Source organism: Pseudoduganella sp. GCM10020061 (assembly GCF_042683405.1).
Taxonomy (GTDB): Bacteria; Pseudomonadota; Gammaproteobacteria; order Burkholderiales; family Burkholderiaceae_D; genus Telluria.
The window spans coordinates 540,615-562,175 of record NZ_JBHUJS010000003.1 but is presented as its reverse complement, the minus strand read 5'-3'; the positions used below and the strand labels follow the sequence as shown (position 1 = coordinate 562,175).

Annotated in this window: 20 protein-coding genes; 16 read left to right on the top strand and 4 right to left on the bottom strand. The window is 67.0% G+C overall.

Annotated elements, in window-relative coordinates:
* Window positions 1-54: 54 nt before the first annotated feature.
* The 6 genes from ACFSQR_RS09880 to ACFSQR_RS09855 all read left to right on the top strand — a co-directional run bounded on the left by ACFSQR_RS09880 (window position 55) and on the right by ACFSQR_RS09855 (window position 9,602).
* Entirely contained in the window at window positions 55-249 is a 195-nt protein-coding gene (locus ACFSQR_RS09880; RefSeq protein ID WP_377729958.1) for a rubredoxin, read from the top strand.
* Between the two features lie 127 nt (window positions 250-376).
* On the top strand, window positions 377-769 hold the full coding sequence (locus ACFSQR_RS09875; RefSeq protein ID WP_377729590.1) for a PleD family two-component system response regulator: 393 nt from the start codon (window positions 377-379) through the stop codon (window positions 767-769).
* A 27-nt stretch (window positions 770-796) separates the two neighbouring features.
* Window positions 797-1,168, top strand: a complete 372-nt coding sequence (locus ACFSQR_RS09870) for a PleD family two-component system response regulator (protein WP_377729589.1) — start codon at window positions 797-799, stop codon at window positions 1,166-1,168.
* Window positions 1,165-1,683, top strand: a complete 519-nt coding sequence (locus ACFSQR_RS09865) for a chemotaxis protein CheW (protein ID WP_377729588.1) — start codon at window positions 1,165-1,167, stop codon at window positions 1,681-1,683. Before ACFSQR_RS09870 ends, ACFSQR_RS09865 begins: the two co-directional genes overlap by 4 nt.
* Before the next feature lie 66 nt (window positions 1,684-1,749).
* Window positions 1,750-4,041: a methyl-accepting chemotaxis protein gene (locus ACFSQR_RS09860; RefSeq protein ID WP_377729587.1), complete on the top strand. Its 2,292-nt coding sequence runs from the start codon at window positions 1,750-1,752 to the stop codon at window positions 4,039-4,041.
* 17 nt (window positions 4,042-4,058) lie between these two features.
* Window positions 4,059-9,602, top strand: coding sequence for an Hpt domain-containing protein (locus ACFSQR_RS09855; RefSeq protein ID WP_377729586.1), 5,544 nt, complete (start codon window positions 4,059-4,061; stop codon window positions 9,600-9,602).
* Between the two features lie 81 nt (window positions 9,603-9,683).
* Here the strand turns inward: ACFSQR_RS09855 and ACFSQR_RS09850 are convergent, their stop codons facing one another.
* The 3 genes from ACFSQR_RS09850 to ACFSQR_RS09840 are packed head-to-tail and all read right to left on the bottom strand — an operon-like array spanning window position 9,684 to window position 12,434.
* Window positions 9,684-10,307, bottom strand: coding sequence for an RES family NAD+ phosphorylase (locus ACFSQR_RS09850; RefSeq protein WP_377729585.1), 624 nt, complete (start codon window positions 10,305-10,307; stop codon window positions 9,684-9,686).
* On the bottom strand, window positions 10,304-10,948 hold the full coding sequence (locus ACFSQR_RS09845) for a hypothetical protein (RefSeq protein ID WP_377729584.1): 645 nt from the start codon (window positions 10,946-10,948) through the stop codon (window positions 10,304-10,306). Before ACFSQR_RS09845 ends, ACFSQR_RS09850 begins: the two co-directional genes overlap by 4 nt.
* 43 nt (window positions 10,949-10,991) lie before the next feature.
* Window positions 10,992-12,434: a cryptochrome/photolyase family protein gene (locus ACFSQR_RS09840; protein WP_377729583.1), complete on the bottom strand. Its 1,443-nt coding sequence runs from the start codon at window positions 12,432-12,434 to the stop codon at window positions 10,992-10,994.
* Window positions 12,435-12,607: 173 nt separating this feature from the next.
* Between ACFSQR_RS09840 and ACFSQR_RS09835 the strand changes: the two genes are divergently transcribed.
* The 6 genes from ACFSQR_RS09835 to ACFSQR_RS09810 all read left to right on the top strand — a co-directional run bounded on the left by ACFSQR_RS09835 (window position 12,608) and on the right by ACFSQR_RS09810 (window position 17,240).
* Complete coding sequence (locus ACFSQR_RS09835) at window positions 12,608-13,261, top strand: YqgE/AlgH family protein (RefSeq protein WP_377729582.1); 654 nt, start codon at window positions 12,608-12,610, stop codon at window positions 13,259-13,261.
* A complete protein-coding gene (gene ruvX, locus ACFSQR_RS09830) occupies window positions 13,261-13,653 on the top strand; it encodes a Holliday junction resolvase RuvX (protein WP_377729581.1) in 393 nt (130 codons plus the stop codon). The genes ACFSQR_RS09835 and ruvX overlap by 1 nt, the downstream gene beginning before the upstream one ends.
* Window positions 13,640-14,161: a bifunctional pyr operon transcriptional regulator/uracil phosphoribosyltransferase PyrR gene (gene pyrR, locus ACFSQR_RS09825; RefSeq protein ID WP_377729580.1), complete on the top strand. Its 522-nt coding sequence runs from the start codon at window positions 13,640-13,642 to the stop codon at window positions 14,159-14,161. Before ruvX ends, pyrR begins: the two co-directional genes overlap by 14 nt.
* Window positions 14,154-15,119 (top strand): aspartate carbamoyltransferase catalytic subunit, encoded by a 966-nt coding sequence (locus ACFSQR_RS09820; RefSeq protein WP_377729579.1) that lies wholly within the window; start codon window positions 14,154-14,156, stop codon window positions 15,117-15,119. The genes pyrR and ACFSQR_RS09820 overlap by 8 nt, the downstream gene beginning before the upstream one ends.
* Window positions 15,116-16,414 (top strand): dihydroorotase, encoded by a 1,299-nt coding sequence (locus ACFSQR_RS09815; protein ID WP_377729578.1) that lies wholly within the window; start codon window positions 15,116-15,118, stop codon window positions 16,412-16,414. The genes ACFSQR_RS09820 and ACFSQR_RS09815 overlap by 4 nt, the downstream gene beginning before the upstream one ends.
* Before the next feature lie 94 nt (window positions 16,415-16,508).
* On the top strand, window positions 16,509-17,240 hold the full coding sequence (locus tag ACFSQR_RS09810) for a lysophospholipid acyltransferase family protein (protein WP_377729577.1): 732 nt from the start codon (window positions 16,509-16,511) through the stop codon (window positions 17,238-17,240).
* 8 nt (window positions 17,241-17,248) lie between these two features.
* Here ACFSQR_RS09810 and ACFSQR_RS09805 read toward each other — a convergent pair whose 3' ends face one another.
* Window positions 17,249-18,103 (bottom strand): symmetrical bis(5'-nucleosyl)-tetraphosphatase, encoded by an 855-nt coding sequence (locus tag ACFSQR_RS09805; protein WP_377729576.1) that lies wholly within the window; start codon window positions 18,101-18,103, stop codon window positions 17,249-17,251.
* Window positions 18,104-18,196: 93 nt separating this feature from the next.
* On the opposite strand from ACFSQR_RS09805, the gene rfbB reads away from it, so the two are divergent.
* The 4 genes from rfbB to rfbD are packed head-to-tail and all read left to right on the top strand — an operon-like array spanning window position 18,197 to window position 21,536.
* Window positions 18,197-19,258, top strand: a complete 1,062-nt coding sequence (rfbB, locus tag ACFSQR_RS09800; protein ID WP_377729574.1) for a dTDP-glucose 4,6-dehydratase — start codon at window positions 18,197-18,199, stop codon at window positions 19,256-19,258.
* Between the two features lie 3 nt (window positions 19,259-19,261).
* Entirely contained in the window at window positions 19,262-20,143 is an 882-nt protein-coding gene (rfbA, locus tag ACFSQR_RS09795) for a glucose-1-phosphate thymidylyltransferase RfbA (protein WP_377729572.1), read from the top strand.
* Window positions 20,143-20,688: a dTDP-4-dehydrorhamnose 3,5-epimerase gene (gene rfbC, locus ACFSQR_RS09790; RefSeq protein WP_377729571.1), complete on the top strand. Its 546-nt coding sequence runs from the start codon at window positions 20,143-20,145 to the stop codon at window positions 20,686-20,688. Before rfbA ends, rfbC begins: the two co-directional genes overlap by 1 nt.
* Window positions 20,685-21,536, top strand: coding sequence for a dTDP-4-dehydrorhamnose reductase (gene rfbD, locus ACFSQR_RS09785; protein ID WP_377729570.1), 852 nt, complete (start codon window positions 20,685-20,687; stop codon window positions 21,534-21,536). The genes rfbC and rfbD overlap by 4 nt, the downstream gene beginning before the upstream one ends.
* The last annotated feature ends 25 nt before the right edge of the window (window positions 21,537-21,561 follow it).

Here is a 21,561-nt window from a genome sequence, read left to right as displayed (position 1 = left end):
TAAGATACCTGATTCGTCATTTTACTAGATTGAAGGATCAGCAACGTGAGCAGCATGGAATCGAACGCGGCAGCCGACCGCCCTTACCAGACCTGGATGTGCCTGATTTGCGGCTGGGTCTACGACGAGGCCGCCGGTGCGCCGGAAGATGGCATCCCGCCCGGCACGCGCTGGGAAGACGTGCCGATGAACTGGACTTGCCCGGAGTGCGGCGCGCGCAAGGACGACTTTGAATTGACGGCTATTTAATAGGCGTTAGCAGTAGATACACAGATGTTGCTTGTCGGAGTTGACGTGACGCAACATTTTCGCACAAGCCCGTTTCGCTATGCTATCGTGCATACACAAGTAAGCGAGACTAGGGTGGCACGAGAAAATGACGACAGCGCCGACAGGCTTAAAGATCATGGTGATCGACGACAGCAGCACGATCCGGCGCTCCGCCGAGATTTTCCTGGGCCAGGCCGGTTACCAGGTGGTGCTGGCTGAAGACGGATTCGACGCCCTCGCCAAGATCAACGACCACCATCCGGCCCTCGTGCTGTGCGACATCCTGATGCCGCGCCTCGACGGCTACCAGACCTGCGCGCTAATCAAGAAGAGCGCGCGCTTCCACGACACCCCCGTACTGATGCTGTCGTCCAAGGACGGCCTGTTCGACCGCGCGCGCGGCGCGATGGTCGGCTCGTCGGCCTACCTCACCAAACCATTTTCCAAAGACAGCCTGCTCGCCGCCGTGCGCGAGCACACGGCGCATGTCGCGGGATAAACACGCCAACACACAGCAGGAGAAACAGTGCCCATCCAACGCATCCTTATTGTTGACGACTCGCCCACCGAGCGCTACTACCTCACCGACATCCTGGTCAAGCACGGCTACTCCGTGTCGACCGCGGAAAACGGCGAAGAGGCGATGGCGAAGATCCGCGCCGACAAGCCGGAGCTGATCCTGATGGACGTGGTGATGCCGGGAGCGAACGGCTTCCAGGTGACGCGCTCGATCGCGCGCGACCCCGAGCTGCAGGATGTGCCGGTGATTATCTGCAGCAGCAAGGACCAGGAAACCGACCGCATCTGGGGCATGCGCCAGGGCGCGCGCGACTACCTGGTCAAGCCCGTCAATCCGGCCGAGCTGCTCGAAAAAATCAACGCACTCGGCGGAGCATGAGCGAAACGCCCGACCTCTCGGCGCGCCGCACCCGGCTGCGCGAGTACCAGACGCAGCTGATCGAACGGGTGCAGGCCGCGCGCACGGCCAGGGGCCAGCGCGCCAGCCTGCTCGGCGTCCAGGCCGGAGCGGACGGGCAGGGCAAGCGCCTGCTGCTCGACCTCGCGCAAGCCGGCGAGATCGTGACCGCGGCGCCGCTTACGCGGGTGCCGCTCACGCACGCGTGGTACCTCGGCCTGGCCAACATCCGCGGCAATCTGGTGGGCGTGATCGACATCGCGCGCTACCTGGGCGTGGGCGAGGCGGCGCCGGGCCCCAGCAGCAGGATCGTGACGCTGGCGCCGGCGCTGGGGCTGCAATGCGCGCTGCTGGTGTCGCGCGTGTACGGATTGCGCGACGCCGCCGCCATGCATGGCGCGGACGGCGCGCTGGTGGACGCGGATGGCAACGAGTGGACCGCGCTCGACCTCGCACAACTCGTGAAGGAACCGCGCTTCCTTCACATTGGAATGTAGCTTCGCTTTTTCATAATAATCAGCCTCGCTAACAGCGCGGCACAGGCCATCGGACAGGGGAACGGAATGGGATTCGCGGATAAATTCAGCTTGGGGCGGGCGAAGAAGGATCAACTGCACGTGACGCCGGCACAGGACACGGAATTCGGCACGCGCCTGCTGCCGAACCTGTCCGCCCCGGTGGAGCAGGACGACCCGAATGCGCCGCTGCGCATCGGCTCCATCATGGGCCGCAAGCGCACCCAGGACGACGACGCCGAACTCGACACGCCGCTGCCGCTGATCGGCCACCTGTCGCTGCCGCGCCAGCTGCGCATCCTGCTGATGGTGCTGGGCGCGGGCATCCTGCTGACGGTGCTGGCGCTGTGGCGCAACGCCGCCAGCAGCGCCGACGCATCGGCCCTGACCCAGGTGGCATCGGACGCGCTGATGCACTCGCAGCGTATCGGCAAGGCGGCGCCGAACGCCGTGCGCGGCAATCCGGAAGCGTTCGCGCAGCTGGAGGACAGCCGCAAGCGCCTGATCCAGGACCTGGTCCTGCTCTCGAAGGGCGGCGAGTTTGCCGGCCGCTCGCTGCCGGCGCCCAGCGTGCGCATGGAGCGCGTACTGAACGAAGTGTCGCGCAAATGGAAGAGCACCGACAACGCGGCATCGACCATCCTGAAGATGCAGTCGGAGCTGCTGGGCCTGGAGAAATCCGTACGCCAGCTCGACACCATCGCGCCGCTGCTGCTGAACCTCTCCGAGGAGATGCTGAACCAGAAGGTCGCGCGCGGCGGTTCTCCGCGCGAGCTGGCCGCGCTGGGCCGCATGATGATGATGAGCCAGCGCATGTCGCGCAGCGCGAGCGACTTCCTGACCGCCGGCGCGATCCGCTCGGAGACCGCATTCCAGCTGGGCCGTGACTCCACCGCGTTCGGCGCCACCATCGACGCATTCAACAACGGCAACGCCGCGATGGGCATCGCCAAAACCAGCGACCCGGTCCTGCTGGCCAAGCTGGAAGAACTGAACAACCGTTTCGACGGCTACCAGGAGACCGTGGGATCGATCCTCAACAACCTCGGCAAGTTCTCGGCGGCGAAAGCGGCGGAGCAGTCGATCTTCTATGAGAACGAGGAACTGAAGAAGCAGCTGACCGGCGTGCAGGAAACCTACCGCGCCGAACAGGGCACGCCGGACATCTGGTTCTGGCTGATGGTCGCCTCTGCGATCTTCACGCTGCTGACGGCAGGCTCGGTCAGCCGCGTGCTGCTGCAGGACTCGCGCAACCGTACCCGCGGCGCGGAACAGCGCCGCCAGGAAGCGGAAGCGATGCGCCTGCAGGCGCAGGCCAAGGAAGAGGAAGCCAAGGCGACCAACGACCAGAACCAGGCCGCGATTCTGCGCCTGATGAACGAACTGCAGGAAGTGGCGGACGGCGACCTGACCATCCACGCCACCGTGTCCGAGGATATCACCGGCGCGATCGCCGACTCGGTCAACTACACGGTGGAAGAACTGCGCGGCCTGGTGGGCCGCGTGACCACCACGGCGGAACAGGTGACGGCGGCATCGGGCCATGCCCAGGAGATCTCGACCGAGCTCCTGAACGCGGCGCGCCAGCAGTCGCGTGAGATCGAAGACGCCTCGGCGACGGTCCTGAAGCTGGCGACCGAAATTACCGACGTGTCGCGCTCGGCGACCGAATCGGCGCACGTTGCGCGCCAGTCGGTTGCGGCAGCGACCCAGGGCGCGACCGCAGTGGAAAACGCGATCGTCGGCATGCACGAGATCCGCGACCAGATCCAGGAAACCTCCAAGCGAATCAAGCGCCTGGGCGAATCCTCGCAGGAGATCGGCGAGATCACCGAGCTGATCTCCGACATTACCGAACAGACCAACGTGCTGGCGCTGAACGCGGCGATCCAGGCTGCGTCCGCGGGCGAAGCGGGACGTGGCTTCTCGGTCGTGGCGGAAGAGGTCCAGCGCCTGGCGGAACGCTCGGCCGGCGCGGCCAAGCAGATCGGCGCGCTGGTGCGTACCATTCAGACCGACACCCATGATGCGGTGGCCGCAATGGAGAAGTCGACCCAGGGCGTGGTGGAAGGGGCAAGGCTGTCCGACGCGGCCGGCGCGGCACTGGCGGAGATCTCGCGCGTGTCGAACCAGCTGGCGGAACTGATCGAGGGCATCTCGCACGCGACCGAAAAGCAGGCGACGTCCGCCAACGGCGTGGCCGGCAACATCGGCCACATCCTCGAGGTGACCCAGCACACGCAGGAAGGCACCCAGCAGACCGCGCAATCGATTCGCCAGCTGTCCGTCCTCGCACAGGAACTGAAGAATTCGGTATCCCGCTTCCGTGTGAGCGCGTGACCTTGAAGGCGTACGAGATGAGCGATCTTCACCGCCCGGCGGCGTTCGATACCGGTCCGCTGTCCTGGGTGATTGGCGAAATTCGGGAGGCGCTTGACCGCTCGGCCGAAGCGCTCGAGAGCGCATCGTCCGATGCGTCCGGCGCCGCGACGCAGCTGCAGCTGGCGAAGACCCACCTGCACCAGGCGCACGGCGCGCTCCAGATGGTCGATGTAGCCGGCGCGTCCGCGATGACGCAGGCAGCCGAGCAGGCCATCGACCAGCTGCGCGGCGCGGCGGAGCCTGTTACCGCCGGACAGGCGGCCACCGTGCGCGAGGCGTACGCCGCGCTGGTGGAGTACCTGGACGAGCTGCTGGCGGGCGATCCGCCCCAGCCGGTGCGCCTGTTCCCCTATTACCGCGCGCTGCTTGCCATGCAGGGCGCCGACCGCATCCACCCGTCCGACCTGTTCGCAGGCGAGCTGCCGCAGGCGGCCCTGCCGCCGTTGCCGCCCACCGCAGCGCCTGACTACGCTGCCTACCGCACCCGCTTCGAAAGGTCGCTGCTGCCGTTCCTGCGCGCGCCCGACGCGGCCTCGCGCCAGCCGCATGCCGCCGAGTTGCGCGCAGCGGTGGCGCTGGTCGCCGCGGCGCAGGAAGAGCCGCGCGCCCGCACCTTCTGGGCCGCGATGGAAGCGTTTGCCGAACTGGTGGCCGATGGACAACTCGATGGCAGCGTCTACGTCAAGCAGCTGTTCGGCCAGGTCAACCTGCAGATGCGCCGCCTGGCGCAAGGACAGCCCGATTTGCCGGAACAGATGCTGCGCGACGCGCTGTTCTTCGTGGCCGCAGCCGCTTCGCCGTCGCCGGGTGCGCGCCAGCTGCGCGCGCTGTTCGGACTGGACGGCCTGGTGCCGGCAGACTACGAACGCAAGCGCTACGGCCGCATCGATCCTGCCGCGCTGGCGCAAGCAAAGGACGCGCTGGCGCAGGCGCAGGCCGCGTGGTCGGCACTGCCTGCGGAAGGCGCCGGCGAGGCAGGCCTGCAGCGCGTCGACGATGCGCTGGGCGCGCTCGACAATGCGCTCCAGGGACTCGGGATTGCAGCGCTGTGCCAGCTGGCGGACGAGCTGCGCCGCGCGGCCAGCGATGTACGCCACGCAGGAAACAGCGAGCAGTTCGGGATCGAGATGGCCTCGGCCCTGCTGTTCATCGGCCAGGCGCTGGAACAGGCGCGCAAGCTGCCGGCGGAGCTGGCCGACCATGCGGAGGCCATCGGCGCGCGCCTGCTGGCGCTGGCTGCCGGCGAGACGCCGCCCGCCGCGACGGCTTGGCAGGGCGCGCTGGCGGGCACGCCGGAACGCGACGAAACAGTGCAGGTGCTGGCCGAAGAAATGAAGACCGGCCTGCGCCAGGCCGAAAAAGTGCTGGACGACTTCCACGCCGACCCGTCGCGCCGCGACACGCTGGCCGAGATCGACCCGGTCCTGCACCAGTTGCAGGGCGCGCTGGCGATCCTCGACCAGGAAGACGCCATGCGCGCCGCGCAGCACGTCAAGGAAGCGGTGCGGGCACTGGCGGCCGGCCGCGATGCCGCGGCGGCGTCGCTCGAAAACATCGCGCAGAATGTGGGCGCGCTGGGCTTCTTCATCGATACGCTCGCGCACCAGCCGCAGCAGGCCCGTGAACGGTTCGAATTCGACGAGGCCAAAGGCCTGTTCTCCTCCGTGCCGTTCGGGCGCGTCAAGGGCGAGCTCGCGCCGCAGGAGGCCGCCCCTCAGGCGCAGCCGGAGGAAGCCGTTGCCGACGCCGCCGCCGGCGTGTCGCTGGAGGCGGAAGCGCCGGGCGAAGCGGTCGAAGCCGAGCTGCTCGAGATCTTCATCATGGAAGCGCAGGAAGTGCTGCAGACGGTGGCCGACACGCTGCCCGATGCGCACGCCGATCGCGCCAGCCAGGAAACGCTGACGCGCCTGCGCCGCGCGTTCCACACGCTCAAGGGCAGTGGGCGCATGGTTGGCCTGAACCAGTTCGCCGACGCCGCGCACGCAATCGAAAAGGTCATGAACCACTGGCTGTCCGAATCGCGTCCCGCAAGCGACGACCTGCTGGCGCTGCTCGGACGCGCGCAGCGCGAGATGGCGGCCTGGGTGGACGAGCTGGTCGCGACCGGCAGCTCGGCGCGCACTGCCGACCTGCTGGTCGCGGATGCAGCGCTGGTGCAGGCCGGCGAACCGCTGCCGGACGAAACCGCGCTGCCGCTGGCCGAGGTGATCGAACTCGCTCCGCCGCCGCTGGAAGACTTCGACTACGAAGAGCTGGCCATCGAGGCGCCAAGCGCCGACGTGATCGAGTTCCCGGGCATGGCGCCGTCCGCGGCTGCCGTCGAGGGTCCGACGCGCCGCATCGGCTCGCTGGAAATCGCGACCCCGCTATTCAATATCTACCTCGCCGAGACGGACGAGCTGGTGCGCGTGCTGGAGCGCGACTTCAGCGAGTGGCGCCAGGAGCCCGGGCGCGCGGTGTCGCCGGAGGCATTGAAGGCTGCGCACACGCTGACCGGTACCTCGGCTACCGTGGGATTCGAGGCGCTGCGCGAGATCGCGTATGCGCTGGAAATGGCGCTGCAGGTGCTGGTGCCGCCGGCGCCCGCCACGCTGCAGGACAGCCAGCGCGCACTGCTGGATAAGGCACTGGACGCGGTGCGCGCGATGCTGCGCGACTTCGGGGCGGGCGAGCTGCCTGACGCGCGTCCGGACCTCGTGGCCGGGCTGCAGGCGCTGCGCGACCAGCTGCCGCGCCAGGGTGGCGAAGCCCCCGCAGCCGAACTGGATGCGTACGCAGGGCTGGTCGAACCGGCGCTGGCCGATCCGCAGCCGGGCGACGCCGAAGCGCTGATGATGGACGCCTTCGACAATGCCTTCGCCGACCAGTTCGGCGAGCCGGAGCTGACCCAGGTTGGCGACGAGGCCGGTACGCAAGCCGTGCCCGCTCCCGGCGACGAGGACCTGGCGCTGCCTGCGCCGCATCAGGACGCCGACGCGTTTACGCTGGAGATTGCGCCGGTCGCAGGCGACGAGCAGCATGCCGAGGCGGCAGCCCTGGCGTCGTCTCCGGCCGCCGACGCGGAGGAGCTGGTCGAGGATGCGATCGAATTCGACCTGCCGGAACCGCACGAGGACGTGGAAGCGTTCGCGCTGGACGCGGCGCCGCTGCCGGAAGACGAAGAGCATGTCGAGGAATTCGCCCTCAGCGCGTCGCCAGCGTCGGACGCCGAAGAACTGGTCGAGTCCGAGCTGGAGCAGGGCGCATACGCGGAGCCGGTTGCGGCCGCCGCACCGGCCCCACTGGGCGGCGCCATCGTCGACGAGCTCGATCCGGACCTGCTGCCGGTCTTTATCGAAGAGGCGACCGACACGCTGCCGGAGATCGGCAACGCGCTGCGCGCCTGGCAGCAGAACCCGGCCGATACCGCTCCGGCCAAGTCGCTGCTGCGCAGCCTGCACACCGTCAAGGGCAGCGCCCGCATGGCCGGCGCAATGCGCCTCGGCCAGCACACGCACGACATCGAAACGCAGATCGAGAACATGGTCCATGCCGGCACCACCACGCCGGCTGCGTTCGACGAACTGATGGCCAACTACGACCAGGCGCTGCTGATGTTCGAGCAGCTCCAGTCGGGTGGCTCGCCCCAGCCCGCAGCCGAGCCGGTTCCGTCGGCGCAAGCGGCGGCGCCTGAAGCCGCGCCGGTCATCGAGGAAGCGCAGGTCGCGCATACCCGCACGCCGCTGGTGCGCGTGCGCGCCGACATCCTCGACCGCCTGGTCAACCAGGCCGGCGAGGTGTCGATCGCCCGCTCCAAGCTGGAAACGCAGATCGGGGCGGCGAAGTCCACGCTGCAGGACCTGTCCGAAAACCTGGTGCGCCTGTCGGCCCAGCTGCGCGAAGTGGAAATGCAAGCCGAATCGCAGATCGCGTCGCGCCTGTCGATCGCCGGTGAGCGCGGCTTCGACCCGCTCGAGTTCGACCGCTTCACGCGCCTGCAGGAACTCACCCGCATGATGGCCGAGAGCGTCAACGACGTGGCCTCCTTCCATGAATCGCTGACGCGCTCGGTGGACGGCGCCAGCTTTGACGTGCAGGTGCAGTCGCGCCTGACGCGCGAACTGCAGCAGGACCTGATGCGCGTGCGCATGGTGCCGTTCTCCAGCCTGTCCGAGCGACTGTACCGCGTGGCGCGCGGGGCAGCCAAGGAGCTGGACAAGCGCGTCAACCTGGACATTCGCGGCGGCTCGGTCGAGATCGACCGCAGCGTGCTGGAACAGATGGCCGCACCGTTCGAGCACCTGCTGCGCAACGCGATCGTGCACGGCGTCGAGCCGCGCGCGGCGCGCGTCGCTGCCGGCAAGCCGGAAACGGGCGAACTGCTGGTGCAGGTCAGCCAGCAGGGCAACGAAGTGGTGCTGCAGTTCAGCGACGACGGCGCAGGCCTCGACCTGCAGCGCATCCGGGCACGCGCCCTGAAGAGCGGCCTGATCACGGAAGGCGAACAGCTGAACGACGCGCAGGCGGCCGGCCTGATCTTCGAACCGGGCTTCACCACCGCCGAGTCGCTGACCGAGCTGGCAGGACGCGGCGTCGGCATGGACGTGGTGCGTGCTGAGGCCGAGGCGCTGGGCGGGCGGGTATCGATCGAGACCGCCAGCGGCAAGGGCGCGCGCTTCACCATCCACCTTCCGCTGACGCTGGCCGTCACGCAGGTGGTGCCGGTGACCGGCGGAGGCCGCACTTATGCGGTGCCGGCGATCCTGGTGGAGCAGGTCCTGCATATGAAACAGGGGCCGATGACGCAGGCGCAGGCGGCCGGCGCCATCGACTACAAGGGCGCAGGCGTGCCGCTGCACTACCTGCCGGTGCTGCTTGGCGAGGACGTGGCGCTGCCGCCGGTGCAGCGCACGACGTCGGTGCTGGTGCTGCGCAGCGGCGGCGACCGCATCGCCTTGCAGGTGGACGAGGTGGAGGGCAACCGCGAGGTCGTCATCAAGAACATCGGCCCGCAGCTGGCGCGCGTGGCGGGCATCGCGGGCGCCACCGTGCTCGGTACGGGCGAGATCGTCCTGATCCTCAACCCGGTGGCGCTGGCGAACCACATCGCGCAGCATCCTGAACTCAAGCGCAGCGTCGCGGCGGGCAGCCATGTGGAGCCCGACCTGCCGCGCAACGCCACGATCATGGTGGTGGACGATTCGCTGACCGTGCGCCGCGTGACCCAGCGCCTGCTGGAGCGCGAGGGCTACACGGTCCTGCTGGCCAAGGACGGGGTGGACGCGCTGGCGCAGGTGCAGGAGACGCGTCCGGACCTGATGCTGGTCGATATCGAGATGCCGCGCATGGACGGCTTCGACCTGACCCGCAACATCCGCGGCGCCGACTCCACGCGCGCCATCCCGATCATCATGATCACATCGCGCACCGCGGACAAGCACCGCAACTACGCGATGGAACTGGGCGTGGACGCGTACTTCGGCAAGCCGTTCCAGGAGCAGAACCTGCTCGAAGCCATCGAAGGACTGCTGCGCCGATAGCGGCAGTGCCGCCCCTGGTCTTCAGCCGGCGTGGCCGGCGCGCGGAGATCAGGGGGGTAGTCTCCTTTGGCGACGGCCTGCCTACGGGACCAGGGCGATATCGTGGCGCGCCAGGAACGGCCCCAGCTCCGGGCATTCCAGTAGCGGCACTGGCGCCCCGCATGCCGCCAGCCGCGCGCGGTCGAACACCGCCACCGACGCCTCATTCGCATACCGCGACACGAAATAGATCCCGTCCACGCGCGCGGGATGGTCGTGCACGGCCCGGCTCCACAGGTTGGGCGCAAGGTAGTCGGGCGTGGCCAGCACCTGGGTCGAGAAGCCGAGCCCGAACAGCGGCGCGGTAAAGTCGGCCAGCCGCAGCCCCGGCCCGGCCGGCTCCAGCAGCGACAGGCAGCGCAGCTTCAGCCTCGATTCTTCCAGCACCAGCGGCGCCACCGATCCGGCAAACCGGTCCCGCACCAGCGTCTCCGCCATGCAGGCCGCGAACGACAGCGACGCGTACAGCACGCCGAATTCATCGGCAGGCGCGTCGAAGCGGTTGGCCGGCGTGCAGGCCGAGCGCCGGGAATAGAACAGCGGGTCGCGCCCGCGCGGATGGATCCGCATCAGCCGCATGGCTTCGACGCTGCGGACCGGCAGCTCGCGCTTGGCAAAATCTGCCGGGGGAAGGGGGCAATGGTCGCGCGCTTCCCGCTCCGTCATGCCGCTCCCTGTTCTCCGCTGAAGTGCTCGTCGATGGCCAGGCATACCGCGCCAAGGTCGGCGTGCTGGTCGAGGATGATGTCGCGGGGGATGCGGCCGTGCAGGGTGGGGGAGGGGCGGGTGAGGAAGTGGTGCTTCGACCAGCAGCTGGCGTCGAGCGCGTCCAGCTTGTGCAGGACAGCCGCAAGGCGGCCGTGGGGCGCATCGAACTGCCAGCGCGGATAGCGAAAGCCACGGCTGTTGCCCTCCATGACCAGCGCGTAATAGTCGCCGCGCTGGCGGGCTTCATTCACGACGCGGTCGGAACGTCCGCAATAGGCCGCCGCTTCGCCCAGGGTGAGGTTGTCCGGCTGGTCCAGCTCCGCCTTCATGTAGGACACGCCCCGTTGGCGTGCTGTTTCAAGCGGGGTTGGCGCGGGCGGCGCCAGGTCGAGCAGCCTCTGGAATTCCTCCAGCCGCTCTTCCACCGCCAAGTCGACCAGCTGCCGGATGCGGCGGTCGGCGAGGACCTGCTCCGGTCCGGGTTTGGCGCGCGCCCGGCTGCGGGCGACACTCTTGCGAAAACCGGAAAACGGACTGTTCGCGTCCACGGCCGCGCCGCACGCGGCCAGCGGGGAAAAGGTGCGCAAGGTGCTAGTCATGAAATCCATTCTAGTTCATGACTTTGATGACTTCAAGCGGGTTTTACCCGTCGTCGGGGGCCAAAAGTTTGAGCGCACCGTACCTCTCCAGTGTTTTCTGGCGTGCTTCCTCATGCACGACGATGCGTTCAGGATACCCGTCGACTGGAATGCGTGCGGTCCAGGGCGCATGGATTTGCTTTGCGTCAAGCCCGCGCAGGGCGGGAATGTAACGACGGATGAAGTCGCCTTTGGGGTCGAACCGTTCCGATTGGGTAACCGGATTGAAGATGCGGAACCATGGCTGCGCATCGCACCCGGTCGAAGCGGCCCATTGCCAGCCGCCGTTGTTCGATGCCAGTTCGTAATCGTTCAGTTTGAGCGCGAAGTAGTGCTCGCCTCGCCGCCAGTCGATCCCCAGGTCCTTGGTCAGGAAGCTGGCCGTCACCATGCGCAGCCGGTTGTGCATGAAGCCGGTCTGGTTCAGCTGCGCCATGGCCGCATCGACCAGGGGATAGCCGGTGCGTCCTGTGCACCACGCCTCGAACATGGCGTCCGCTTCCGGCCCCGTTTCCCAGACGATGGCGTCATAGGGACGCTTGAACGCGTGCTCCACGACGTACGGGTGGTGCAGCAGGATGGCCTGGTAGAACTCGCGCCAGATGAGTTCGCTCAACCAGGTGCGCGCCCCATCCACGCCGGCGCCCCGTGCGATGAGCTCGCGTGCGGTCCGCACGAGGTGGCGCACCGAGGTGGTGCCAAAGCGCAAGTAGATCGACAGTCTGGACGTTCCCTGCACGGCAGGGAAGTCGCGCGCGCTGGCATAGTCGCCGATGCGGTTGAGGAATTGCTCGAACGCCTGCGCCGCCCCGTCCGTTCCGGGAACGAGGCCGGCTGCCTCCAGCGCGACGGGTTCGAAGCCGACTTCGTGCAGCGCAGGAATTCGGTGCCCCGGCGGGGCAGGCGCCAGGCGTGCAGCATGCGCATAGGTGTCGAACGGGTCGCTGGCCCACGGCTCGGCGTCGAGCCGGCGCAGCCAGGCGTTCTTGTATGGAGTGAATACGGAAAACGGCTTGCCGGCCTGCGTCAGCACTTCGTTTCCGGAGAACACGACCTGGTCCTTGTAGGTGAGGAAACGCCTGCCTGCCGCGTGCAGCGACTGCGCCACGGCGGTATCGCGGGCGATGGCGTAGGGATCGTAATCTTCGTTGGCGAAGACCGCGTCCACGCCGAGCTCGGCGGCCAGCCGGGGCAATACTTCCTCGGCATTGCCCTGCCGCACCAGCAGGTGCCCGCCCATGGCGGCCAGTTCGCGGTCGAGCGCAGCCACGCTCGCATGGATGAACGCTACCCGGCGGTCGGTCCGGGGCAGCGATGCTAAAATAGCGTTATCAAAAATAAAACCACAATAGACGACCCTGGATGTCGCGAGCGCGTGATGGAGAGCGGCATGGTCGAACGGACGCAGATCGCGGCGGAACCACACCAGGGCGGCGGAAAACTGCATAAGTGCTTCTCGTCAATATCAGTTGGGGCCAGTCATTGTACGATTTCCCTCATCCGCGCGCGGTAGGGGGCAGCGAACGGTCGAATGAACAAAACGGTGTAAACTATCGCAAAGTTCATCATAGACTGCGCCGCAGCCAGGCCAGAGAGAGCACGCCAAGAGAAAGTACCGGTATGAAGAAGAGCAAAGTCGGCAAAACTCTCCCCTTGCATGGTCTCACGCAGGAGGAAACCGATCACCTCGAAAGCGGCGTGGGTGCGCCTACGCTCAACCTGGCCAACCACTTCCTGATTGCAATGCCGGCGGTGGAGGATCCCATTTTCGGCGGCACCGTGGTCTACATCTGCGAACACAACGAAAAAGGCGTGCTCGGGGTGGTCATCAACAAGCCGACCGACATGACCATGGAGATCCTGTTTGAACGGATTGACCTGCAGTTGGCCGAGGACATGCGTCCTGCCGTGGAAAACGAGCCGATCATGTTCGGCGGACCGGTGCAGGACGACCGCGGCTTCGTGCTGCATACGCCCGGCCGCCGCTACTCATCTTCGCTCAACGTCACGGACGAAGTCGCGTTCACCACCTCCATCGACGTGCTGGAAGCGGTCGCCAAGGGCGTCGGTCCCAAGCGCCTGCTGGTGTCGATCGGCTATGCGGGCTGGAGCCCGGGCCAGCTGGAGGAAGAAATCAGCCGCAACGGCTGGCTGACCGTGGGCGCCGATGCGCACGTGCTGTTCGACCTGCCGGCGGAACAGCGCTACACGGCCGCCATCAAGCTGCTCGGCATTGACCCACTGATGCTTGCCCCCGAGGCCGGTCATGCGTAATGGCTGAACTGATCCTGGGCTTCGACTTCGGCACCAAGCGCATCGGCATTGCAATGGGCAACACCATCACCGGGCAGGCGCAGCCGCTATCGGTGATCCACGCCGCCGACAATGCCACCCGTTTCAAGGAAATCGGCGACCTGATCGCCCACTGGAACCCGGCCCGCCTGGTGGTCGGCGAGCCGCGCCATCCGGACGGCGCCGAGCACGAGATGACGCTGCGCTGCCGGCGCTTCGCGAACCAGCTCGGCGGCCGCTTCAACCTCCCTGTCATCCTGGTCGACGAGCGCTATTCGTCGGCCGTCATCACGGCCAAACGCGGTGAAGTCATCGACGCGAAAGCCGCGGCAATCATTTTGCAACAATACTTTGACGAACATGTCCCTCACTGACAACCCGAGCGCTGACGCCGACAGCGCATACCGGGAGCTGCTCGCGCAGATGCGCGCCGGCCTCGCGCAGGCCAACGATCCTGCCATCGTCGGTATCTTCTCCGGCGGCGCCTGGGTGGCCGAACGGCTGGCCACCGACCTTGGCCTGTCGCACCGGCTCGGCTTCATCGACGTCTCGTTCTACCGCGACGACTACGCCAAAAAGGGCCTGCATCCCGACGTGAAGCCGACCCATATCCCGTTCAATGTGGATGGCGCCACCATCGTGCTGGTCGACGACGTGCTGTACACGGGCCGCACCACGCGCGCCGCGATCAATGTGCTGTTCGACTATGGCCGCCCGCAGCGCATCATGCTGGCAGCGCTGGCCGACCGTGGCGGGCGCGAGCTGCCGGTGGCGGCCGATTTCATCGGCGTGCGCGTGGACCTCGCGCCGGGGCAGTCGCTGGCGCTGGCCAAGGGACCCGATTCGCAACTCTCGCTCACGGTGGAAGAGGACAATGTTTAATCCGCAGCTGAACAAAAACGGCGAACTGCAGCACCTCCTCAGCATCGAGGGCCTGCCCAAGTCGATCATCAACCACATCCTCGACACGGCATCGTCCTTCGTCGGGATCTCGGACCGCGAAGTGAAGAAGGTGCCGCTCATGCGAGGCAAGAGCGTGTTCAACCTGTTCTTCGAGAACTCGACCCGCACCCGCACCACCTTCGAAATCGCCGCCAAGCGCCTGTCGGCGGACGTGATCAACCTGAACATCCAGGCATCGTCCACCACCAAGGGCGAATCGCTGCTCGACACCATCGACAACCTGGCCGCCATGCACGCCGACATGTTCGTGGTGCGCCACTCGCAGTCCGGCGCGCCCTACCTGATCGCCAAGCACCTGAACGAAACGAAGCAGAACCACGTACACGTGGTCAACGCCGGCGACGGACGCCACGCGCATCCGACGCAGGGCCTGCTCGACATGTACACCATCCGCCACTACAAGAAGGACTTCACCAACCTGCGCGTGGCGATCGTCGGCGACATCCTGCACAGCCGCGTGGCGCGCTCGGACATCCACGCGCTGACCACGCTGGGCGTGCCTGAAGTACGCGCGATCGGCCCGGCGACCCTGCTGCCGGGCGGCCTGGAACAGATGGGCGTGCGCGTGTTCAATGACATGAACGAGGGCCTGAAGGGCGTGGACGTGATCATCATGCTGCGCCTCCAGCACGAGCGCATGAGCGGCGCGCTGCTGCCATCGGCGCAGGAGTACTTCAAGCACTACGGCCTGACGCCCGAGCGCCTGGCGCTGGCGGCGCCCGACGCGATCGTGATGCACCCGGGTCCGATGAACCGCGGCGTCGAGATCGACTCGGCGGTGGCGGACGGTCCGCAGGCAGTGATCCTGCCTCAGGTGACCTTCGGTATTGCGGTGCGCATGGCGGTAATGAGTATTGTGGCGGGAACCCAGGCATGAAACTACATATCAAGAACGGCCGCGTGATCGACCCGGCCAACAAGGTGGACGCAGTACAGGACCTGTACATCGACAACGGCAAGATCGCGGCGCTGGGCGCAGCGCCGGCCGGTTTCGCAGCAGACCAGGTCATCGACGCACACGGCCTGGTGGTCGCGCCCGGCCTGGTGGACCTGTCCGCGCGCCTGCGCGAGCCAGGCTACGAATACAAGGCCACGCTGGAATCGGAAATGCAGGCCGCGCTGCGCGGCGGCGTGACCAGTCTCGTGTGCCCGCCCGACACCGATCCCGTGCTCGACGAGCCGGGCCTGGTCGAAATGCTCAAGCACCGCGCGCGCGACCTGCACACGGCGCGCCGCGGCGCCAACCTGCACCCGCTGGGCGCACTGACGACCGGCCTCAAGGGCCAGGCGCTGACCGAGATGGCCGAGCTGACCGAAGCGGGCTGCGTCGGCTTCGCCCAGGCCGAGGAGCCGGTGCGCGATACCAATGTGCTGCTGCGCGCGATGCAGTACGCGAACACCTTCGGCTACACGGTCTGGCTGCGTCCGCAGGATTCGTACATCGGGCAGGGCGGCGTTGCGCACAGCGGACCGCTGGCCTCGCGCCTTGGCCTGTCCGGCGTGCCGGTGATGGCCGAGACCATCGCGCTGCACACGATCTTCGAACTGATGCGCGCAACCGGCGCGCGAGTGCACCTGTGCCGCATGTCGTCCGCCGCCGGCCTGGCGCTGGTGAAGGCCGCCAAGCAGGAAGGCCTGCCCGTCACCTGCGACGTCGGCGCCCACCACGTGCACCTGACCGATGCCGACATCGGCTTCTTCGATTCGAGCGCGCGCCTGACGCCGCCGCTGCGCAGCCAGCGCGACCGCGACGCGATCCGCGCCGGACTGGCGGACGGCACGGTGGACGCGATCTGCTCGGACCACACGCCGGTGGACGACGACGAGAAGCTGCTGCCGTTCGCGGAAGCCTCGCCGGGTGCAACCGGCCTGGAGCTGCTGCTGTCGCTGGCGCTGCGCTGGGCCGAGGAGCACGGCCGCGGCGAGCCGTCCTCGCTGTCGGCGGCGCTGTCGCGCATTACCGTCGATGCAGCCCGCATCGCCAGGCTGGATGCCGGCACGCTGTCGCCCGGCGCTGCTGCGGATGTCGTGCTGTTCGACCCGTCTGCGCGCTGGAAGGTGGAGGGCGCAAGGCTGGCCAGCCAGGGCAAGCACACGCCGTTCGCCGGCTACGAGCTGACCGGCGAGGTGCGCGCCACCATCGTCGGCGGCCACGTCGCCTACCAGGCCTGACCAACGGGGACAGTCTCCTTGGACTGTCCCCTGATTCTTCGTACGATTTACCGGTCTGCTTGCTTAACAGCAGACTGTCTGCTGACGACACCGCTTGAACATCCGCCTCGCATGGCGCCTCGCGCGCATTCTCCTGCACCTCATTGAAGGGCTGGCCAAGTGCGCCCTGGTCTTCCCCTGGGCGTCGCCTGCGACGCGCCAGCGCCTCACGCTGGGCTGGTCTCGCCGCCTGCTCGGCATCTGCGGCGTGAGGCTCACCCCAGTGGATGGTGCTCCCGCGCTGGCCCACGCGCTGGTAGTCGCCAACCACGTCAGCTGGCTGGACATCTTCGTTATCAACGCGCTCTACCCCTCGCGATTCGTCGCCAAGGCGGAGATTCGCCGGTGGCCGGTAGTGGGCTGGCTGGTGGCGATGGCTGGGACGGTCTTCATCGCGCGTGGTAACCGGCGCGACCTGCGCCACGTCTTCAAGGGACTCGTTGCGAGCCTGCAGACGGGCGAGCGCGTCGCCTTCTTCCCTGAGGGCGAGACCGCGCCGCCAGGCGTGGTGCTGCCGTTCCATGCAAATCTGTTCGAAGCCGCGATCGATGCCAAAGTGCCGGTCCAGCCCTTTGCGCTCAAGTACGTGGATGCGGGCGGCGCGCTGCATCATGCTGTCGACTTCACCGGCGACACGACGTTTGTCGACAGTGTCATGAAGATCCTGCGTGCCGATGGGCTGGAGGCGCAGCTGGCCTGCCTCGAGCCGATCGAGGCGGCTGGTGCGCACCGGCGCGACCTGGCGCAGGCTGCCCGTGCCGAGATCGAAAGCGCCATGGCCGCCTGACGGCGCCGCTATGCCGGGGCGACGCTCCTCTTGCCGGCGTGTTCGCGGTATTCGGGGCACGCAACCTGGATGACCTGGCGTGTGTCGAGACGGACGGCACTGAGCTTGCCACCCCAGACGCAGCCGCTGTCTACCCCGATCAGGTTGGGGCGCAGCAGCAGGCCAAGTGCCGACCAGTGCCCAAATACGACTGTGGTGTCCTCCGTGGCGCGGCCGGGCAGGTCGAACCACGGTAGCAGGCCTGAGCCGTCCGGCGCGCCTGCGCTTTCCTTGACCTTGAAATCCATGGTGCCGTCGGGCGCGCACAGGCGCATGCGGGTCAGGGCGTTGACGATGCAGCGCAGGCGCGCGAAGCCGGTCAGCGAGTCGTCCCAGCGGTCCGGCTGGTTACCGTACATCTCGCGCAGGAAATCGCCGTACTGCTCGCCGCGCAGCACGTCCTGCACTTCACCCGCAAGCTCGAGGGTGCGGGTAGCGCTCCATTGCGGCAGGACGCCCGCGTGCACCATCAGGCAGCCATCGTGCATCACGGCGAGCGGGCGCGCGCGCAACCAGGCCATCAGCTCGTCGCAGTCCGGGGCATCGAGGATCTCGTCCAGGGTATCGGCGTGCGAGCGCGCCTGGGCGCCGGCGGCGACCGCCACGAGGTGCAGGTCGTGGTTGCCGAGCAGGGCCTCTGCCTTGCCAGCCTCCTGCAGCGCCTTGATGCGGCGTAAGGCGCCCAGCGAATCCGGGCCGCGGTTGACCAGGTCGCCCACGAAGATGAGCCGTTCCTCGCCATGTGCATCGGTGTCAATCCGGTCCAGCAGCAGCTGCGCCTCGTGCGCGCATCCCTGCAGGTCGCCGATCACGTAAATCTTCATGTTTGTGTTGTGTCAACGCGCACGATTCTCACTTCGCGACGTAAGAGTTTCCAATAGAATACGATCTTACCTATTACGCCCGCGGGATGCTAAATGATTTTTGTGACTGGCGGAGCCGGTTTCATTGGATCGAATTTTGTGCTGGACTGGCTTGCCCAATCCGACGAGCCCGTGCTCAATCTCGATAAGCTGACCTATGCGGGCAACCTCAAGAACCTGGTTTCGCTGGAAGGCGACGCACGCCACCTGTTCGTGCGCGGCGATATCGGCGACAAGGAACTGGTGCTGGAACTGCTGGGCCGCCACAAGCCGCGCGCCATCCTGAACTTCGCGGCGGAGAGCCATGTCGACCGCTCGATCCTCGGCCCGGGCGAATTCATCCAGACGAACATCAACGGCACCTTCGGCTTGCTGGAGGCGGCGCGCGCCTACCGGAGCGAGCTGCCCGAGTCCGCGAAGAATGCGTTCCGCTTCCTGCATGTCTCCACCGACGAGGTGTACGGGACGCTGGGACCGAACGATCCGCCGTTTTCGGAGACCACTGCCTACGCGCCGAACAGTCCCTATTCGGCATCCAAGGCAGCCTCGGACCACCTGGTGCGCGCCTACCACCATACTTATGGCATGCCGGTGCTGACGACGAACTGTTCGAACAACTACGGCCCGTACCAGTTCCCGGAAAAGCTGATCCCGCTGGTGATTTCCAATGCGCTGGCCGGGCAGCCGCTGCCGGTCTACGGCGACGGCCAGCAGGTGCGCGACTGGCTGTACGTCAGCGACCATTGCGCCGCGATCCGCCGGGTGCTGGAAGCGGGCAAGCCGGGAGAAACCTATAACGTCGGGGGCTGGAACGAGATGGCCAACCTGGACGTCGTCCACACCCTGTGCGGCATCCTCGACCGCGAAGCGCCCAGGGCGGGCGGCAGCTACCGCGAGCTGGTCACCTTCGTGGCGGACCGTCCGGGCCACGACCGCCGCTACGCGATCGACGCGCGCAAGCTGGAGCGCGAGCTTGGCTGGCGCCCCGCCGAGACTTTCGAGACCGGTATCCTCAAGACAGTGCGCTGGTACCTGGGCAACCAGGAATGGGTGCGCGACGTGCAGTCCGGCGCATACCAGGACTGGATCGCACAGAATTACCGGGACAGGGAGTAAGCGATGAGCGCACGGAAGGGCATTATCCTCGCAGGCGGCTCCGGCACGCGCCTGTATCCGATCACGATGGGCGTGTCGAAGCAGCTGCTGCCGGTCTACGACAAGCCGATGATCTACTACCCGCTCACGACCCTGATGCTGGCGGGGATCCGCGACATCCTGGTCATCACTACGCCGCAAGATACCCTGCGCTTTCGCGAGCTGCTGGGCGACGGCAGCCAGTGGGGCATCGCGATCAGCTACGCGGTGCAGCCGGCGCCGGAGGGGCTAGCGCAGGCATTCCTCATCGGCCGCGATTTCATCGGCAACGATCCTTGCGCCCTGATCCTGGGCGATAACATCTTTTACGGCCACGACCTGGATGCGCAGCTGCGCAAGGCCGACGAGCGTGCCGAAGGCGCGACCGTGTTCGCGTACCACGTGCTCGACCCGGAGCGCTACGGCGTTGTGCAGTTCGGGGACGGTATGCGCGCGGTCTCGATCGAAGAAAAGCCGACGCAGCCCAAGTCCAACTACGCCGTCACCGGCCTGTACTTCTATGACAACCAGGTGTGCGACATCGCCGCCGCGATCCGGCCGTCCGCAAGGGGCGAGCTGGAAATCACGGACGTGAACCAGACCTACCTCGAGCGCGGCGCGCTGTCGGTCGAGGTGATGGGCCGCGGCATGGCCTGGCTCGACACGGGCACGCACGAATCGCTGCTCGATGCCTCGCAGTTCATCGGCACGCTGGAAAAACGCCAGGGCCTGAAGATCGCGGTGCCCGAGGAAATCGCCTACCGCAAAGGTTATATCGACGCCGCTGCTGTGGAGCGCCTGGCCGGACCACTGAAGAACGGCTACGGCGAGTACCTGCGGCGCGTCCTGCGCGACAAGGTGTTCTGATGAACGCGATCCCGACCGCGATCCCCGGCGTCGTCATCATCGAACCCAAGGTATTCGGCGACGAGCGAGGTTTTTTCTATGAGAGCTTCAACGAGCGCAGGTTCCGCGAGCTGACCGGCGTCGCGCAGCCGTTCGTCCAGGATAACCACTCGAGGTCCGCGCGCAACGTGCTGCGCGGGCTGCACTACCAGGTCCGCCAACCGCAGGGCAAGCTGGTGCGGGTTGTGGCTGGCGCGGTCTTCGACGTCGCGGTGGACCTGCGCCGCAGCGCGCCGACCTTCGGCAAGTGGGTGGGAGTCGAGCTGTCGGCGGAGAACAAGCGGCAGCTGTGGATCCCGCCGGGCTTCGCGCACGGCTTCCTGGTCCTGTCCGACTTCGCCGAGTTCCTGTACAAGACCACCGACTACTGGGAGCCCGGGCTCGAGCGCGCGCTGCGCTGGGACGACCCGGCTGTCGGCATCGAATGGCCGCTGCGCGGTGCGCCGCAGCTGTCCGCCAGGGATGCGCAGGCCAGGGGCCTGGCCGACGCGGAGACTTTCGAATGAGGATCCTCCTTACCGGATGCAGCGGGCAGGTCGGCTATGAGCTCGAACGCAGCCTGCAGGCGCTGGGTGAGGTGGTGGCGGTCGACCGCGGCCGCATGGACCTGTCCGACCTGGTCCAGGTGCGCGAAGTGGTGCGCGCGGTCAGGCCGGACCTGATCGTCAACCCGGCGGCCTACAGCGCCGTCGACAAGGCCGAATCGGAGCCGGAGCTGGCGCGCCGCATCAATGCGCTGGCCCCCGGCGTGATGGCCGAGGAAGCCAGGCGGCTCGGCGCCGCCATGGTCCAGTATTCGACCGACTACGTGTTCGACGGGACCAAGCAGGGCCCCTATCTCGAAACCGACCCGGCCAATCCCCTCAACGTGTATGGCCGGACCAAGCTCGAAGGCGAGCAGCTGGTCGCCGCCGCCGGGATCGACCACCTGATCCTGCGCACCAGCTGGGTGTACGGCCTGCGCGGCAAGAATTTTCTGCTTACAATGTTGCGGCTGGCCAAGGAGCGCGGGGAGCTGCGTGTGGTCAGTGACCAGCATGGGGCGCCGACCTGGTCGCGTACGATCGCCGACACGACCGCGGTGCTTCTGGCACAAGCGCGGGCGGAGGGCTGGTGGCAGCGCCACGGCGGCACCTACCACCTGACCGCGCGCGGCGAAACCACCTGGTATGGTTTTGCCCAGGCCATTATGGAGATGGCCGGGCTGGAATCCCCCGTTTTGCCAATCCCGGGCGCGGATTATCCGGCTGCCGCACGCCGCCCGGCCAATTCGCTGATGAATGCCGACAAGCTTACTGCGCATTTATGTGCGCTACCTCATTGGAAAACGTCGCTTCGCCTTTGCATGCGTTAGTTCTCGTGCTTCGGTTCCGTTACAA